Origin of the sequence: Lysinibacillus sp. GJ-1, from assembly GCF_021166035.1 — a bacterium.
GTDB lineage: Bacteria > Bacillota > Bacilli > Bacillales_A > Planococcaceae > Lysinibacillus > Lysinibacillus sphaericus.
Genome location: NZ_CP088912.1, coordinates 4,349,441 through 4,368,168 on the forward strand (window position 1 = coordinate 4,349,441; position 18,728 = coordinate 4,368,168).

An 18,728-nucleotide genomic window follows, 5' to 3' on the forward strand; every position below is an offset into this window, starting at 1 on the left:
TTTTTATTCGACCCCTATACTGACTTCGTAGCCTTTTTCTTTATCGCATTTCGTTCATCATAAATATTCGAAACAATTACCTTTAGTACCGCATAGAATGGTACGGCAATAATAATCCCAATAAAGCCTGCTATATTACCGGCTGCTAAAATAATCGTAATAACTGTTAACGGATGGATATCAAGCGATTTCCCCATAACATTCGGTGTAATAAAGTTACTATCAATCTGCTGTGCAATAAGTGTAACGACGCTTACCCACACAACAAGCATCGGATCTTGAATTACGGCTACAATAACTGCTGGTGCAAGAGCAATCCACGGTCCAATAAACGGAATCATATTCATAAAGAAGGCAAAAATCACAAGCAATAATGAATACTCTAAGCCAATTATTAAATACCCAACATACATAATAAGTGCTAGTAAAAAACTGATTTGTAGTTGCCCTTGAATATAGCTACGTAATACATCATCTATCTCACTTAATGTCTTTTTAATCCATTCACGACGCTCACCAGTAAAATATTTATAAATGGAAGGCGCAAATTTCTCATGGTCCTTCAACATAAAAATGAAGAAAAATGGAATTAAAATCGCTAGTAAAGAAACTGACACCAGTGATTGGATAAATGATACAAGCCATTTACTTGCTACCACCGCAATGTCCTGTACAGAATTAGCAAGATAATCAATAAAATCTTTTAATTGTGGTGGGAAATTATCTTTATTTTTGAATACATAATCAGCGGCCTCTTGAATGCTTGAACTAATCATCGGTGCATTTTTTGCCAGATTATTAAGCTGGGTAGCAATCGGATTACCAATAATCCAACCAAAACCGACCACTATGGCAATCAGTCCAACGACAATTGTTAAAATACTCGACCACCTTGGCCATCTACGCTTTTCTAAAAAACGTTGAATTGGCTCGGTCACATAATACAACACACCCCCAAGTAGTAACGGCACAAAAATCGCTTTTAAAATCATAGCAAGCGGTGTGAAAATCCAATGAATCTCTATAAAATATTTAAGTATTAGTAAAACTAGTAAAATCCCTATACCTACCTGGAACCATACCTTCCTCGTCACTTTCTTCACTTCCTTTTATCACAGTTACTGAAAATACTACTTATATATTAACCATTTCGCAAGTATCCTAGTATCGATTACATAGATAACAAGCAAAAAAACAACTTATCTTGGACAATTTTTATAGAAAACATATTCTTGCTTTTGCAATAAATAAAAAATTAGAAGGGTTCACTAGTTGTTGGTAGCGAAGGAGGTGACTCCCGCGAGAACGCACACAGCGTAAGACGCGGACAATAACGGCGTAGCAAAAAAGTGTTAGATTGATTGCAATCAATCTAACACTTGCTAATTTCTTATAGAGCCACTATATTAGCTCTGCACAGTTTCTATCTAACATCTACAACTTTGTATCATCCACTGAATTTAAGTAGTCCTCAATCACACCGATTACTGATTCTACACAGCCATCCTCAAACGGAGAAATTAAGCCCGCTTCCTTCACAAGCTTTGTAAATGACATGGAACCGCCTAAGCCACATAAATGGATATAATCCTTCCATGCTGCGTCAAACTCTTCACGTGAACGTTTCCAGAATTGGAACGCACAAATTTGTGCTAACGTGTAGTCGATATAATAGAACGGGCTTGCATAAATATGTGCCTGACGTTGCCATATACCACCTGACTCTAAATAGCTATTACCATCATAGTCACGGTGTGGTAAATAGGTTTGCTCGATTTTTTTCCATGCAGCTTTACGCTCAGCAGGTGTCATCTCTGGGTTTTCGTAAATAACATGTTGGAATTCATCAACAGCAACACCGTAAGGAAGAAATAATAAGCCACTGCTTAAATGTGTAAATTTATATTTCTCGGTGTCTTCTTTGAAGAATAATTCCATCCAAGGCCATGTGAAAAACTCCATACTCATTGAATGGATTTCGCATGATTCATATGTTGGCCATAAATATTCTGGGATGCCAATATCACGGCTTGAGAATACTTGGAAGGCATGTCCAGCCTCATGTGTTAACACATCAATATCACCTGATGTACCGTTAAAGTTCGAGAAAATAAACGGCGAATGATAATTTTCAATAAACGTACAATAGCCGCCACTTTCTTTCCCCTTTTTCGCAACTAAATCCATTAGGTCATGGTCAATCATAAAGTTGAAAAATTCACCCGTTTCAGGAGATAGTTCTTCATACATTTTTTTACCGTTTGCCACTATCCAATTTGCATCACCCTTTGGCGTAGCATTACCTGTTAAGAAGTTTAAAGCTTCATCATAAAATTTTAAGTCTGAAATCCCAATTCGCTTTGCTTGACGCTCAAATAGTTTTGTTGCAACTGGCACGATTAAATCACGTACTTGGTCACGGAATTTCTTGACCATTTCAGCATTATAATCAATTCGGTTCATACGGATATAGCCAAGCTCTACATAATTTTTATAGCCTAATTTTACAGCAATTTCATGACGCACTTTAACTAGCTCATCATATAAGCGATCAAATTCCGCTTCATGCTCAGCAAAAAAGCCAAAACGAGCTTCTGTAGCAGCCTTACGCATTGCTCGATCTGTCGATTCTGTATAAGGTCCTAGCTGTGCTAGCGTTAATGTTTCACCGTTAAAGTCAATCTGTGCTGAAGCAACTAGTTTATTATATTCTGATACTAGTTTGTTCTCCTTTTGCATTAAATCAATGACTTTAGGTGAAAATCCTTTAATTTGATAGGATGCTAAATCAAATAACTGTTGCCCCCATTTTTCTTCTAACTGCTCGCGGAATGGTGAAGCGACTAATGCTTTATAATATTCGGTTGTAATTTCTTCAAGCTCAGGGCCTACTTCATCAAAATAATCACGTTCTTCTTGGTAAAATGAATCGTGGGTATCAATCGATGCTCGAATGTAGACGAGGTTTGCCATTGTCGCATATTCATTACTCAGTTCATTTAATTTTTCAATTAGTTCGCTTTGTGCCTCAACCGATTGTGCTTCTTTAAATTGCTCGATTAAAGCTAACTGTTGCTCTTTCATCGCCTCCACGTTCGGACGGCTGTATACATAATCTTTAAACGTTGTCATAGAAGTACCCTCTTTCTGTCGTTTACTCATTATATTTCTATTATATGCCAAATATATAATGGAAAGAAAGTAAATATATCATTAATGACCAATGATATATGTTTTTAATAATGCAGCTCTTTCCCGTAGTGTTAACTTCGCTTCCACAGATTTTGGGGTTTTGGCAACAACGACATCTGCCTCTAAATCAAGCTTATTCGCTAAATACTTCGCTCGTTGTAAATGGAAATCATTCGAGACAATCGTAATTTGCTTTGTCCCTGCTGGTAGTAATTCTTTTGAAAATAATAAGTTTTCATATGTCGATGTGGATTGCTCTTCCATTAAAATTCGTTCAGCTTCAATGCCATTGTCTTCTAGGTAGGTAAACATTGCTGATGCCTCTGTTCTATCCTCATCTGTTCCCTGTCCACCCGAGACGATTACCTTAACATGCGGGTATTGATTGAGATAGGTTACAGCCTCTTCCAATCTACTTTTTAAAGATAGTGATAACACACCACCTGGCTTTACTTTTGCTCCAAGCACGATAACATATGGTGCTGTTCCATCTGCAACTGGCTGTGTGCCTCGTTTCATTTCTTGTCCTAACCATATATAAAGAGCACTACCTATACAAACAACAATTATGATGCCTCCCACTATCCACCTTTTCATATGCAACACCCCTTTATACTAACAACGTCTTGCCTATAAAAAAGATGCTTGTACAAAAGAGAAAAGGTGTTAGATTGACTGCCATCAATCTAACACCTTTTTTGCTGCGCCGTTGTCCGCTTAGGCCGTGCTTTCCGCTCAGCACACGTAAGCCGCAACCCTAGCTAACGCGCGGAATGCCAGCGTCTTACGCTGCGTGCGTCCCGCAGGAGTCACCGCCTCCGCTACTAACTACTAGTGAACCCTACTAAATTTTTATTTATTGCAAAAGCAAGAATAGCTAAGTTAGCTAGTTCTCCATATAGCAAAAATTTATGAACAGCTTTCCTCGTTTCTTTAATTTTTTTAGTTATGTCCCAGCCTCTAAATGGTTATCTTATTGTAAAACGTTGAATAGATTCCTGTAATGCTGAAATTTCGTCTGTTAAATCATTAGATGATTCGCTAATAAGCTGAATAGCTCTCTGTTGCTCGTCAACTGATGCTGTGACTTCTTCTGAGGAAGCTGCATTTTTCTCACTAATCAGCGCGATACTTTCAATCGATTGCATAATATCTTCCTTAGAGCTATTTAAATATTCTACGCCCGCCGTCATCTCTCCAATATTTACTATAATCTCTCCGACAGACGCTTCTATCTCATTAAATGAAGATTCCATCATACTAACTGAATTATTTTGCTCACGGACAATGATATTTGTTTTTTGCATCTCATCATTTACTAAGTTCGTTTCACTTTCAATACCTCGTAACGTCGTGCGTACCAAATCTGTTGCAACAGATGTTTGATCTGCTAGCTTACGTACTTCCTCCGCTACTACAGCAAAGCCTTTGCCATGCTCACCAGCACGCGCCGCTTCAATCGATGCATTTAATGCAAGAAGATTCGTTTGATCGGAAATTTCATTGATTGTGCCCACAATACCTTCAATTTCTCTTACTTTAACAATTAAGCTATTGAACACTGTTTGAACACTGTTAATAAGCGCAGAAGATTCTTGTGATTTGTGTTTCAAACTGTTTAAATTCACAAGCCCTTCTTCATTGGACTGCTTCATTTTTTGAGAAGCATCCAACATTAATTCATTTTTATCATGTAGCTCTACAATTTGCTGTGCAAATGCAATCGCTGTACGATTTGTATCCTCTGCGTCTGATGCTTGTTTCACTGCCCCTCTTGATACCTCATTAATCGCTTTGACAATTTCATCACCGTAAGCATTTGTTTCCTCTGCAACGGCTGTTAAATTGGACGAAGTCGATTGAATTTCGACAATGGCCTCCTCAACATCTGTAATTAGTGTCTTTAATTGATCTACCATATCATTAAAACCAGTATTCAATTGACCAATTTCATCTGATCGTTGTAGGTTTTCAATTTCAACGGTTAAATTACCTTGTGCCACTTCATGGACACGCTTCGATAAGTTTTTAACTGGTAAAGCCAAATGTCTAGACACAAAAATTACAATGACGGTACCAATAATAATGGCACCCAATAATGTTAGACCAATAACCAATAACAATGAATTAGCTTCCTTATTAAAATCTTGCATATATGTACCAGATGCGACAATCCATCCCCAATGTGGATCTTTTGCAGAGTAGATGATTTTATCCGCTAATACGTCCTGACCTGGAAGTGTAAACTCATATTCCGTAAAGCCACCGCCTTGTAATGCTCGCTCGGTTACATCACGAATAAAATACTTTCCACTGCTATCTTGATCATCCCACAAGTTATCCCCTTCGCGAGTAGGATGTGTAGTTAATGTTCCTTTGTCGTCTAAAACATAGATATAACCATACTCTCCTAGATTACCAGGATAATTAATTGGTCGTTTTCCCTCACTATCCTTTGGACCAAGCAGCGCTTCTCGTACTCTTTCCTGCGCAACCTCCAAAGGGATGTCACCTTTTTCTACACTTTCATTTGCAAGTTCGATTAATTGTAAAGTAGACTCAACACTATTTTGAATAACTTGTTCGCCTAAACCTTCCATACCATCCTTTGCTTTCCCATAACTGACTATACCAATGATTAAGCTCGGCACTATTAGTAATGCCATTGAAACGATAATTAATTTCCCCTGTATTGAACGTAAAAATTTCATGCTTTACACCCCTTTTTACTTCGTTCATTTAAAGCATTAATATTAATCTATATTATGGAATGGTTTTATAGTTTACACAATATGTATTTCACAATAAATGTGTAGAATACTCACCTTTTCGTTTAAATATGCTAATATACACATTTTTTCGCACAGAAAAAAAACTATCTTTCTACAGGGATACAATGCGTAGAAAAATAGTTTTTTGATATTCTTTATAATTTAAATGTATTAATCGCTTCAATTACCTCTTTAGATGTGCGTTCCAAAATTTCTACTACTTCATTTAATTCTGAAACCATTGCCACCTGTAAATCTGAAGCAGTTGCAACTTCTTTCGTACCTAAGGCACTTTGCTGCGCAATATTTTGCATTTGCTCTATCGTCGCTAAGATTTCTTCTGAACCGGCTGACATTTCTTCGATTACTGCAGAGTCATCTTGAATTTTATTGTTAACCATTGCAACCGATTGTAAAATTTGTGAAAGGCTTGTACCAATTTGTTGCACCGCTTCATTCCCCGCCTGCACATCTTCCGTACTTTGTGCCATTTCAGAAAGAGCACGGTCCGTAATATCTTTAAAGCTTACTAAATGTTTTTGAATATCATCAGCAGAAGTCTTAGACATTTCAGCCAACTTACGTACTTCATCTGCTACTACTGCAAAGCCTTTTCCAGCTTCCCCAGCTCTCGCCGCTTCAATAGCAGCATTTAATGCAAGTAGGTTTGTTTGATCGGCAATATTGGTAATGACTAGCACCATATCTTCAATTGAACGGAATTTATTGCCCATCTCTTCAACATGTCCTGCTGTACGCAACACAGAAGATTCAACATTTTGGATTTGCGAAATAACCTCTTGAGAATGGTTTACATTGGACTCTACTAATCCCGTCATTGCACTGGAAGACTCAGCGATTTCAGAAGTTGTATCAGCTAAACGTTGGATGCCAATGGACATTTCATTCATTGTTAACAAAACCTCATTATTGTTTTGCTGGTGCTGTTCACTACCTGCCGCAATTTCAATAATACGGTCTGCAATTTTTGAGTTTGATGCTTCAACCTGCTGTGAAGTAGCATCTATTTTGCCAACAACCTCTCGTAAAGCAACCGTGCGAAGTTGAATCGTTTGGAAAGTGTCTTTTAATTTTATCAGCGATTCCTTAAAAGCATTGGCGAAAACGGCAATTTCATTTTTACCTTTAAACTGTAGTTTCTCGACTGCTTCCGTTGCTTGAACAATATCACCACGTGCAAAGTATTCAGCTGCTTCCCCTAAAGAACTGAGTGGTTTTAATGAACGGTTAATATAACGATACATGATGACCATTCCAACCACCGTTAATACGAACATAATCGCAATAAGGGCTGGTAAAACTGAAGTTAATACCGTATTCGTTACGCCACTTACTTGTGTTGCATCAATATCTACACCAACAAAGGCAACAATCGTACCGGATTCATCTTTTAATGGCACCGTACCCGATAAATAATCTCCAAAGTCACTACTATGTAATATTGCGGAATAATAGCTACCTGTAGCCATTACTTTTTCAAGATCCTTATAGTAAGTAGAAGATGATTCCGAATTGATAGCACCTGCATTTTCTTGGTCATCTTTAGGCATACCATCAACTAAAAATCTTACTTTCTGATCTTCCGTTGGTACCGCAAATGTATAAGCATAAAGCACGCCATTTTTTTCTCGTAAATCGTTTAATTGCTCTCTTAGCTCCCAGTAAAGTTTAGACTCCGATGGTTTTTTCGAAAGCTCAATATAATCATCCGCATTTAACTGTTTTGCAATGTTTTCTGCTACCGCTACTGCCTGTGACCCCATTGTTTTATTAACAGATGATTTTGCTGTGTAAATCGTCGTGACGATAAAACCAATTAATAAAGCGACTAATGTCATTAATGAAATTAAAATAATTTTATTACTTAACTTATTTGCTCTGCTCATATTTTGGCACACTTTCCTTCTTCATTTTGCTAGTATAATAACTAATTATTACCTAAAAATTTATTTTTTCAACTATTTTGACTTTAATACTATAATATTATTGCTAGCCAAGCGCATAATGCGAGTAATGTAACAAGCAGTGTCGGGATCGTTAGGATAATACCTATCTTAAAGTACTGACCCCAACTGATTTTAATGCCTTTTTGCGCCAATATATGAAGCCATAACAATGTAGCTAAGGAACCAATCGGTGTTATTTTAGGCCCTAGGTTTGTGCCTATTACATTAGCATAAATAAGTCCTGCTTTGATTGTTCCTGTCGCACTTGTTTCAGCAATAGCTAAAGCATCTATCATCACCGTCGGCAAATTATTCATAACGGCTGACAAAATGGCTGCTACAAATCCCATCGTTAGTGTCGCTACAAATAAGCCTTGCTGAACGGCATGTTCTAACACATCGGCTAACAACCCCGTAAGCCCTACATTTTTCAAACCATAAACGACTACGTACATTCCTATTGAAAAGAACACTATACTCCACGGAGCACCTTTCATAACCCTCTGCGTATCAATATTTTTACTTCTCTGTGCCAACCATAAAAAAATTATCGCAACACTACATAAAATAAATGACACTGGAATAATAAAATATTCACTAAATAAAAACCCAATTAATAATATTGCTATAACGTACCAAGAAATGTGGAATAATTTTTTATCTCGAATGGCAATAGTTGGTTGAACCACCGCCTCCATCGAGTACTGCTTCGGAATAGCCTTTCTGAAAAAAACATATAGCACGAGTATACTAGCTATTAAAGAAACGATATTCGGCACTACCATATGCACCGCATATTCTATAAAGCCAATATCAAAAAAATCCGCTGATACAATATTTGTTAAATTACTAATCACCAGTGGTAATGATGTTGTATCTGCTATAAATCCACTTGCAATAATAAACGGAAAAACCTTTTGCTCTGTTAAGTTTAACTTTCTTACCATCGCTAATACGATTGGCGTTAATATCAATGCTGCACCATCGTTCGCAAATAGTGCTGAAACAATCGCTCCTAAGCAACCTATATAGATGAATAAACGAATGCCACTACCTCTTGCAAGTCGTGCCATATGTAATGCAGCCCATTCAAAAAATCCGATTTCATCCAAAATCAGAGAAATAATAATAATGCCTATAAATGATAATGTAGCATTCCACACAATGTCAGTTACCGCCACAACATCATGCCATGTTACAACGCCCAGCATTAAGGCAAATGCTGCACCAATACAGGCAGACCAGCCAATAGATAATTTACGTGGTTGCACAATGACTAAAAATAACGTCACTAAAAAAATAACGATTGCTAATAAGGTTTGCACAATTCTCCTCCTTAATAAATTTCCACATTTGCTTATCTGTGCCCATTTTCCGAACCTACGCAAAAAGCATTTTCTAAAAACTATGTTATCCACTGGTTCTTAATCTTTATGCGACGAAACTCTTTTAGAGTTGGAAGGCTTTTTGCGGGAGCAAGTAAAAACCAGTAGCAAAGGTTTGCTACAGGCCTGACTGATAATAAAAACTATTCACCTAAATCTGCGTTATGGTAAACGTTTTGTACATCATCTAAATCTTCTAAAGCATCAATTAGTTTTTCAAATTTTGCTATATCGTCACCTGTTAATGTCACTTCTGTTTGAGGAAGCATTGAAAGCTCTGCAACGGTAAATTCTTGAACACCTGCCGCCTTCAGCGCTTCTTGTGCAGCAAAGAATTGATCTGGCTCAGCATAAACGATAACAGTATCTTCTTCTTCAAGAATATCACGAGCATCGACATCTGCTTCCATTAAAATTTCAAGTACTTCATCTGCTGTCTTACCTTCTAAACCAATAACTGCTGTTGAATCAAACATATACGCAACAGAACCACTTACACCCATGTTACCGTTGTTTTTACCAAATGCTGCACGTACATCAGATGCAGTACGGTTCACATTGTTTGTTAAAGCATCCACGATTAGCATTGTGCCAGCCGGTCCAAAACCTTCGTAGCGTAATTCGTCGAAGTTTTCGTCACCGCCACCTTTTGCTTTTTCGATCGCTTTTTCAATAATATGTTTAGGAACACTGTAAGTTTTAGCACGTTCAAGAACAACTTTAAGAGCGCGATTTGATTCAGGATCTGGTTCGCCTGATTTTGCTGCTACATAAATTTCGCGACCGAATTTTGCATTAACACGACTTGTGCTTTGGTCTTTTGACGCCTTCTTTTCTTTAATATTGTTCCACTTACGACCCATTGTTTCCACTCTCTTTCAAAAATAAAGTTTATAAAAATCATAGATGCACATTTACACATCTGCAAATGGTATTTAAATACTTTTCGTATCTTTACTCTGCAAATAATAACATATTGATGCCTTCAAAGCTAGATATGCCAATGTTTAAGGTAATCTTTTCACATGGGGAAATTACATAATATTTACCATTTTAAGGCAAAAATAACCGTGAAGCTAGTGCCTATAACTTGTTGTCAAACTTAATTTTTTCTAATAATGCCTGACAGCCCTCTAATACTAGATCATAAGTTTCCTGAAAATCACCTGTATAGTATGGATCAGGTACATCCATTTGATGGTCCGTTAAATCTAAAAAACGAAAAATCTTCGGTGAATCTGGATTACCTAGCATCGTAAAAATATTACGTACATTATTTTCATCCATTCCTACAATATAATCAAATTGATCAAAATCATGTTTTTGTAGCTGTCTTCCTTGCATTCCCTTTGTCGCTATACCATATTCTCGTAACTTGTCTTGTGTTCCACGGTGGGGTGGCTCACCGATATGCCATGAGCTTGTTGCAGCGGAATCTACGTCAATTTTGTCGGTCAACTGTGCTTTTTCTATTAAATCTCGCATGACTGCCTCAGCCATTGGCGAGCGACAAATATTCCCTAGGCAAACAAAAAGTACATGAATCATGAAAAATACCTCCTACGACAAAGCACCCAAAATCAACGAGATTCTGAGTGCTTCCTGTATTATTTTTTATCTGCTGCAATGCGTTTATTCAATTCTTCTGTTAACGCAATTAACTCATGTTCAAGATGGTGTGTAAATTCCTCACGACCTTCTTTTCCTTTACCTGTCACATAAAACGGCTCTCCATAGATAAGATAACCCTTTCCTCGTTTAAAGACATCGCCAGCATTTCGCGCTCCAACGTAAGCGGCTGGAACGATTTGAGTTTTGGACAGTTGTGCTATCGTGATAGCACCCTGCTTTAAATCTGTTCCTTCTGAATTACGAGTACCTGATGGGAAAATCCCAACAATTTTCCCCTCTTTCAGCAACTGTGAGGGAATTTTGATTACACTTGGCCCGGGATTATCACGATCAACAGGAAAGGCATTTAAATGATTAATAAGCCATCCTAGCCCTTTGATATCAAACAATTGCTTTTTCGCCATAAAGTGAATTTCACGAGGCATGACCGCAACACCTAAATTTAATATATCCACATAGCCTGTATGTGTACACGCAATAATAAACCCACCTTCCTTCGGTAAGTTATGCGCATCATATACACGAGCCTTTGAACCTGTTAATTTTAATATTAATTTGACAAGATTTGCCGTAAATTTATACACTGTTTTATTCCTACCTTATTCAATAGTTATTACTATTGTAATCGAAAAGTGCTGTATACCGCAATTGTCCAAGTCAAATCGCTCTAATTTAGACCTGACCGATTAAGATATCAACATCAATCGTTATTTCACTGACGTCCACTGCTGTTTGCTGTGCTTTATGCCAGCCCATTGGCGTCATTTCAAGCAATGCTGGTACAAGCATTGCAGCAAGTGGAACCGTATAAGTAATGCGTTCTACTGTAACCTTTGTAAAACATTCACGAAAGCGTTCGACCGTTTGCTCATTGGAGTACGTTTCTTTAGTCGAATCAGCGTAAAGCTGCGCTCGTAATTGTTGCAAATAACCACTTTGCGGAACCACTTTTACAACGCACCCTCCAGTTGTAAGTAGCCGTTTAAATTCTTCATAATTTGCTGGGGACAAAATATTTAATATGACATCAAAGCTATGCTTAGCAAAGGGACTTTTCGCTAAATCTCCTACACACCAAATTTGCTCTGGGTAATGGCGAGCAGCAGCAAGGATTCCCTCTTTTGCAATATCAATGCCTACACCGATACTATCTCTTTCAGACAGTATGCGAGCTAAATGCGAACCCTCTCCACAGCCGGTATCCAGCACCGTTTTTGCTTGTCCTATTAATTCTGCTATTTTCTCCTCTAGAGGATCGTACAACCCACTATCAATTATCTTTTTACGGGATTCAAAAAGATCCTTGCTATATTTAGAGGTTGCTCCATGCGTTAGCATATTGACATAGCCTTGCTTGGCGATATCAAAAGAATGGTTTGCTGTACATATCAACCTCCCTTGCTCATACACTTGCATGGACTCCTGACAAATTGGACAAGCAAATAGCTCAATATTTGCATTTATTAATGCCGCTCCTGCAGCTCGTTTAGAAATGGCCCCCATTATATTTCCCTCCTTTTTTCTGTTGGCGAAACAATGGCAAAACGCTCCCATTTTCTACTTTTCCACCTAAAGTATACGATAATAGCACGCATCCATTCATCTGCTGAAATAGCTAACCAAATTCCTACTAATCCCCAATCTAAAACAAATACAAATAAGTAGCCAAGTGGCAAACTCATACATACCATTGATAAAAATCCGATTTTAACAGGAAACCTTGCATCACCTGAAGCACGTAATGAATTAATAACGACGATATTCATTGTACGACCTGTTTCTAACAATATACTTAATGCTAAAACAGATCCGCCGATTGCGATAATCTCTGGATTATCTGTAAATAGGCTCATGAACTGCGTACGGAAAATTGTAACAACACTCACCATAAGTATCGTGAAAATAAAAGCTGAGCGCACGCTTACCCATAATTGATTATAGGCCTCATCTTTTTTACCTGCCCCCACATATCGACCTATAATAATCGCCGTCCCTGTACCGATTGCAACTGCAAATAAATATGTAAACATTGAAATATTCATGGCATATTGCCTTGCTGCAAGCGTCTCAGCACCTATATAGGTTGCGTAATAAAGGAAGACAATTTGGCAAAATTGGTAGAGCACTTGCTCAAAAGCAGATGGTAAACCGATATTTAAAATTTTTCGGACATATTCTTTTGAATAGGTGAAATAGTATTCTATCTTCACACGGATCTCCATCACCTGATACAACAGCCACGAAAAAACAAGTACCGCTAGTCCCCTGCTAATAATGGAGGAAATCGCAGCGCCCTTAACACCTAATTGTGGCAGTCCAAAATTTCCAAAGATTAATCCGTAATTTAAGAGGACATGAATAACATTCATTCCAAGCGAAACGTACATGGTCTGTTTCGTCCAACCATGGACACGAATAATGGCTGCTAACGCATTAATAATAGCCTGTAAAAAAATAAAACTACCTATAATGACTAAATAGCTTTGCGCATATTGCAAAACATCGCCCTTTAAATTCATCATCGTCATTAAATGGCTTGAGCCGAAGAAAAAAATCATACTCATAATAAGCCCAACAATTACGTTCATCGTAACTGCTAATGCCGAAATTTTTGTAGCCTCTAAATAGCGTTTCGAACCTAAATATTGCGATACAACAATTGCAGCACCATTGCCCACCACTTCAAGTATTAATATCGCAATATGAATATATTGATTGGCAGCACCAACACCTGAAACTGCATTATCCGACAAAGCACTTAACATCAATGTATCGGCTAATCCCATTAACATAAATAAAAAAACTTCCAAAAAGATCGGCCATGTTAAATGAAATAAACTAAACTGGTCGGTCGAATGTTTCTCTCTCATCGCATGTCCCAACTACTTCACTTCTCTCTATCCATTACATAAAAATCTATTGTATCTTATCACAGATTGGCTTGTTGTATAGGATAGGTAATACAAAAATAATTGAATAGCTACAAAAAAATCCCTCTCACTGCATGGCGTGAAAGGGTGTCTTATTAACATAAGCAATATTCTTGTAATTGCTGTCGTTTTTCTGTTGTTAAGCCAAATTCTTGCTCTAAAAATACGTTTTTTGAACCGTATTTACTATCCATAGCATCAAAGGCGGCTTGCAAATAATCCTCGCGAGCTGACATTAGTGCGTGAAACTGCTGTAATTCATGATCATTAAAAGTATCTTGGATTGCCTGTGCCATGCGTTCTACCATTGGGCGTAAGTAAATATTTGTTTCTAAATAGTCTTGCATAATGGTTTCCTCTGGCACATCTAATGCTAGCAAAATAAGAGCTCCTCCAATACCTGTTCGATCTTTGCCTACTGCACAATGATGAACTAGACCTAGATTATCTGGATTTTGGATTGTTGCCATTAATTTTTTAAATGATACATTGTTAAATGGCATTTGTGCATAAAAATCTCGAAACATCTCAGGACTTACAACTTTATAAAAATTGTGACCACCAGTATTTGTTGGCATCTCAAACGCATGATTTCCCTTTGCAGGAATTTGAATATACTTTGCATCCTTGAATGTTGGATTAGGGTTATTTCGTGCCTCGTGTTCATCTCGGTAATCAAAAATTGTTTTTACCCCTAATGTTTCAAAGCGCACCTTATCCGCTTGTGTCATCTTACCAAGTGCAGCTGAACGATATAGCAAGCCATTCTTTACGATACGACCATCCCTAGTCTTATAGCCACCCATGTCGCGGAAATTCAAGACTGCCTCAAACGGAATAACTTTCATGTCAAACTGTGTCATCCACTACGCCTCCCTTATGTTAGCAATCATTTCTACTTCTATTTTATAGAACAAACAAAGATAATACCAATTATCCAATGCCTTATTTATTCAACTATATTTATTTTAAAACATGAATAACGCTATTGTCCGCTAAGGCAAATACTTTCTACAAAGGAAGAAATGCCAGCAGGCAACAACGGCATAGCAAAAACAAATAATGGAAAAAAGAGAAAAAGTGTTAGATTGATGACAGTCAATCTAACACTTTTTTGCTGCGCCGGTATTGTCCGCTTCGGCGGTGCTTTCTGCGGGCACACCGTAAGCCGCAACCCTCGCTACGCGGGGTCTGTTGCGTCTAACATAATGTTCTTTTCCCGCTAGAGTCACCACCTCCGCTACCAACAACTAGGGAACCCTTCTAATTTATTATTCATTGCAAAAGAAATAATAGTAAATATGTTCTATATATTTTCTTAGCAAAAATTTATCAAAACCAATGTACCTCTATTTAGAATTTTAAGGTTATGTCCCAGCCTCTTTTCTCTTTTGCCTAAGCTATTATGAAAGGTTTTTACCGTTTATCCTTATTTAAATAACTCAGGATATACAGCTTTTGCAACCATCTCAACAGCTTCCCCGATACGAGGTCCTGGACGATTTGAAATATCTGTATCAATAGCATTTACTGCTTTATCTTGAATAGCTGTAATCGTATTCCATCCATCACGTCCTAGAATTTCCCCTACTGGGTCTTTTACATAGTTGACAGTTGTTAAAATAACTTGAGGATTTTTCGCAATAACATCTTCCTCTGCAACCTTTACCCATCCTGTTTGGTCACCAAATACATTGTTGACATTTGCAGCATTTAAAATTTCCTGTTGGAAAGTACCGGCTGCTGTTGTATAAATATCAGGTTTTGGGCTAATTTCTAAGTAAACATTTTTTGGTGTTTCTACACTTTTTACTTTTGCTTGAACATCAGCAATTTTCGCTTTAATCTCTTTGTTTAATTGCTCGCCTTTATCTTGTACACCCATCACTTCAGCAAGTTGTTGAATATCTCCATAAACATCTTCAAATGATGCAGCTGATTGAATAACAAATACTTTTACACCTGCATCTTCAAGACCTTTTAGTGCATCTAGTGTCTCTTCATTTCCTGTAGAGTACGCAATGACAACATCTGGCTTTAAGGCTACAATTCGTTCGCTATTAAATGTCACTGAATCTGACACACGTTCGATGTTTTTTGCTTCTTCTGGGTACGTATCATATTCTGTAGCTCCGACAACTTTATCGCCAACACCTAGTGCAAATAAAATTTCTGTGTTACTTGGTTGTAATGACACAACAGTTTTCGGTACTGCATCAAATGCTACTTCTACAGCGCGATCATCCTTAACTTTATAGCCACTTTGCTCAACTTGTTGGTCCGATTTAGATGTATCGTCATTTTTCGCTTTATCTGCTGTGCCGCATCCTGTCAATACAAGCGCAAGCATTAACACAGTAAGCCATTGGAATTTTAATAGTTTTTTCACTTTATTCATTCTCCTTCTTTTTCTTCATTGGATATGATTTGCTAATAAACGGGATTTCAGCGATTCCAGCCTGTTGATTCATGTAAACAGCCATAACAAAAAATACATTAGCTAGTAATCCTAAGTAATCGAAAAGAATGGCCGGTACTTCCCTTTCCTCTGACACTTTGTGTAGCACACGGTACGATTTTTTTGCCTCACTCCGACATAAGTGAAGCGCAGTTGCAGCCCCAGTGCCTTGTGGCAAAACAAAATTTTGAATTTGTTCCTTTACATGTCCTACATAAAAATCATACCGATCACTGAGCCATGACAAATCTTCTTCCGTTACCGCAAGTTTGCCACGTACCGAGCCATTGACATGGTATGCCATTGGCAAAATAGTCAATAAATCTGCCCCGACTACTTCAACTTCTTCGGCTTTTACAGCAGCCAATGCTACACCGATATGCGTTGTTAAACTATCTGTACGGATTTCAAAATCAACTGTAGATATTTTTTCACACATGAACGGGTAACAAGAATAACGCGCATCTTTTTTCATCTGTAATCCCTTCTTTCTTTCATGAACAGATTTTGCTTAAAATGTGCATAAAAAAACGTCGCTCCCTAGGGAACGACGAAAATAGCATATATAGTGTTGTCTAACGAAGACAGCTAATGTATTTGCCGTATATCCTCCTAGCTTCCGAAGAGTTTTTATACATTAAATAACGGTCGGTCTCCTGGCTCGTACAATTAGCTACCTTCATTTCGTAGCGCTCATAAAGCCTTCCCATCCTGTTGTCTTTGGACAGTGGCATGTATTATGATTTTTGTACTTACAGTTGCGGAAACAGCTTCGGTCTTACACCGAATTCCCGATTATGCTAAAATTAGCACCATTATTCTGCAAGAATTATTCACTTGAATAGCAGTTTATCATATATGGATTTAAAAAAATAGTTATGAGATTGAAGCATAATCGAATATATCCACACCGTACTTAGCACTATTTCTACATAGTGACCAGCTATTCGTTATTCTTTCCTAATAATTCTGACTAAAAGAGCTAGCTATAAAATTTTTTCAATTGCTTGCTCAATATCTAGTTGGGAATCGGTTGGTTCGAAGCGTTCCACTATATTACCTTGATTATCTACTAAAAATTTCGTAAAGTTCCAGCGAATATTACGCCCATCTAAAAAGCTAGGAGCGATTTGGATAATTGATTCCGCTAACATCTTTTCCTGCATATTGGCTTTACCGAATTCACGAAAATCTACTTCGTGCTTTAAATAATTGAATAATGGATGTGTCCCTTCGCCATTTACCTGAACTATTTCAAAGATTGGGAACGTTACCCCGTAGTTAATTTGACAAAGTTTAATCGTCTTTGCTCCATCTTCTGGGTTTTGTTCTCCAAATTGATTACAAGGGAAACCAAGCACAACGAAATTATTCTCGCCATATTTATCATACATTTTCTGTAAATCTTCGAATTGATATGTAAAATCACATTGGTTAGCTGTGTTGACAATTAGCATCGTCTTTCCACGATACGTTTCCATTGATAAAATTTCACCGTTTGGCTTCTTTACTAAATAATTATAAATACCCATTATCTCGACCCTTTCTAGTTACTATTTTTTATATAGAATGACCAACTATAACCCCTCACCCTGTATATTGCGTGAATAATTATGTTGCTTATTCCTCAACAAATGGTTTTGTCGCTTTTAGAAATTTAATAACTATTGCATACTAAATTCCAGATAAGTAAATAAGACCTATATTTATATGAATCAAAAATACTGTTTTTTTCATTATAACAATAACTTTTCTTTCTTCAAAATAACTCGCTCGCCATAAAAATAGCCATCTCGCTATGTTAACGGATGGCTGTTTTATATTTCTTTTTACATTTAGTATCTTGCTCTTCTTCAATTAATCTCATCGCAATATCCAATAGTTTATGATCATTAGTAGCATCAAATAACTTCTTAAAAGAGACAATTATATCATAACGAATAAGTGTTGGTTGTTTTTCATCCATACAAGTTTGGAACCTTTTCGCTAAATAAGAAACAATTAAATCTCTTTGAACCTGTCCAGCAAGCCCAATTTGCCAGATTGCTTGTAATGCCTGTCTTGCTGTTACTTTACTTTCATCATACGTCACTGCCCAGATTTTTAGAAAATCATCAAGAACACGCTCTTCTGGATCACTCTTTGCTGCTAACGCACATAAAAACTGTGCAGCACGCGCACGCGCATGTCCATTATTATATGTAAGGGCTTTAACAAGTTGTTCCCAAACTGCATATGTCCAATCAACTGGTTCTTGCACAATCTTCATCAATTTTCTATAAGACTCGTATTCAATTTCACGGTCACGCTCTGTTAAATTACTAAAAAGCTCTAAAATCTCTTTTTCCATGATTTATCCCTACCTTCATTACTTTCAGAACGTTTTTAAATTT

Annotated in this window: 16 protein-coding genes and 1 riboswitch; all 16 genes read right to left on the reverse strand. The window is 37.3% G+C overall.

Features of this window, described 5'->3' with window-relative positions:
- Window positions 1–14: 14 nt before the first annotated feature.
- The 16 genes from LO754_RS21625 to LO754_RS21700 all read right to left on the reverse strand — a co-directional run bounded on the left by LO754_RS21625 (window position 15) and on the right by LO754_RS21700 (window position 18,685).
- Window positions 15–1,094: an AI-2E family transporter gene (locus tag LO754_RS21625; RefSeq protein ID WP_024361388.1), complete on the reverse strand. Its 1,080-nt coding sequence runs from the start codon at window positions 1,092–1,094 to the stop codon at window positions 15–17.
- Window positions 1,095–1,434: 340 nt separating this feature from the next.
- Window positions 1,435–3,132 (reverse strand): M3 family oligoendopeptidase, encoded by a 1,698-nt coding sequence (locus LO754_RS21630; protein WP_231785235.1) that lies wholly within the window; start codon window positions 3,130–3,132, stop codon window positions 1,435–1,437.
- An 81-nt stretch (window positions 3,133–3,213) separates the two neighbouring features.
- A complete protein-coding gene (locus LO754_RS21635) occupies window positions 3,214–3,789 on the reverse strand; it encodes a YdcF family protein (RefSeq protein ID WP_025220740.1) in 576 nt (191 codons plus the stop codon).
- Window positions 3,790–4,160: 371 nt separating this feature from the next.
- Complete coding sequence (locus LO754_RS21640) at window positions 4,161–5,903, reverse strand: methyl-accepting chemotaxis protein (protein WP_024361391.1); 1,743 nt, start codon at window positions 5,901–5,903, stop codon at window positions 4,161–4,163.
- Between the two features lie 215 nt (window positions 5,904–6,118).
- Complete coding sequence (locus tag LO754_RS21645; RefSeq protein WP_024361392.1) at window positions 6,119–7,870, reverse strand: methyl-accepting chemotaxis protein; 1,752 nt, start codon at window positions 7,868–7,870, stop codon at window positions 6,119–6,121.
- A gap of 89 nt (window positions 7,871–7,959) precedes the next feature.
- Window positions 7,960–9,255: an arsenite/antimonite efflux transporter gene (locus LO754_RS21650; RefSeq protein ID WP_435892044.1), complete on the reverse strand. Its 1,296-nt coding sequence runs from the start codon at window positions 9,253–9,255 to the stop codon at window positions 7,960–7,962.
- Between the two features lie 203 nt (window positions 9,256–9,458).
- Complete coding sequence (locus LO754_RS21655) at window positions 9,459–10,178, reverse strand: YebC/PmpR family DNA-binding transcriptional regulator (protein ID WP_024361394.1); 720 nt, start codon at window positions 10,176–10,178, stop codon at window positions 9,459–9,461.
- A gap of 220 nt (window positions 10,179–10,398) precedes the next feature.
- The gene (locus LO754_RS21660) at window positions 10,399–10,863 is read right to left on the reverse strand and encodes a low molecular weight protein-tyrosine-phosphatase (protein WP_108030812.1); all 465 of its coding nucleotides are present in this window, start codon (window positions 10,861–10,863) and stop codon (window positions 10,399–10,401) included.
- 59 nt (window positions 10,864–10,922) lie between these two features.
- Window positions 10,923–11,531 (reverse strand): lysophospholipid acyltransferase family protein, encoded by a 609-nt coding sequence (locus LO754_RS21665; protein WP_024361396.1) that lies wholly within the window; start codon window positions 11,529–11,531, stop codon window positions 10,923–10,925.
- An 88-nt stretch (window positions 11,532–11,619) separates the two neighbouring features.
- Complete coding sequence (locus LO754_RS21670) at window positions 11,620–12,450, reverse strand: putative RNA methyltransferase (protein WP_229387916.1); 831 nt, start codon at window positions 12,448–12,450, stop codon at window positions 11,620–11,622.
- Window positions 12,450–13,817, reverse strand: a complete 1,368-nt coding sequence (locus tag LO754_RS21675) for an MATE family efflux transporter (protein ID WP_231785236.1) — start codon at window positions 13,815–13,817, stop codon at window positions 12,450–12,452. Before LO754_RS21675 ends, LO754_RS21670 begins: the two co-directional genes overlap by 1 nt.
- A 155-nt stretch (window positions 13,818–13,972) precedes the next feature.
- A complete protein-coding gene (locus LO754_RS21680) occupies window positions 13,973–14,740 on the reverse strand; it encodes a tyrosine-protein phosphatase (RefSeq protein WP_024361399.1) in 768 nt (255 codons plus the stop codon).
- Between the two features lie 566 nt (window positions 14,741–15,306).
- Window positions 15,307–16,266 carry an ABC transporter substrate-binding protein gene (locus LO754_RS21685; protein ID WP_024364574.1) on the reverse strand — a complete coding sequence of 320 codons (960 nt, stop codon included), beginning with the start codon at window positions 16,264–16,266 and terminating at the stop codon, window positions 15,307–15,309.
- A 1-nt stretch (window position 16,267) separates the two neighbouring features.
- On the reverse strand, window positions 16,268–16,810 hold the full coding sequence (locus tag LO754_RS21690; RefSeq protein ID WP_231785237.1) for a hypothetical protein: 543 nt from the start codon (window positions 16,808–16,810) through the stop codon (window positions 16,268–16,270).
- A 154-nt stretch (window positions 16,811–16,964) separates the two neighbouring features.
- Window positions 16,965–17,167, reverse strand: a riboswitch (cobalamin riboswitch).
- Window positions 17,168–17,321: 154 nt separating this feature from the next.
- Window positions 17,322–17,867, reverse strand: coding sequence for a glutathione peroxidase (locus LO754_RS21695; RefSeq protein ID WP_024364576.1), 546 nt, complete (start codon window positions 17,865–17,867; stop codon window positions 17,322–17,324).
- A gap of 269 nt (window positions 17,868–18,136) precedes the next feature.
- The gene (locus LO754_RS21700) at window positions 18,137–18,685 is read right to left on the reverse strand and encodes a hypothetical protein (RefSeq protein ID WP_024364577.1); all 549 of its coding nucleotides are present in this window, start codon (window positions 18,683–18,685) and stop codon (window positions 18,137–18,139) included.
- Between the last annotated feature and the right edge of the window lie 43 nt (window positions 18,686–18,728).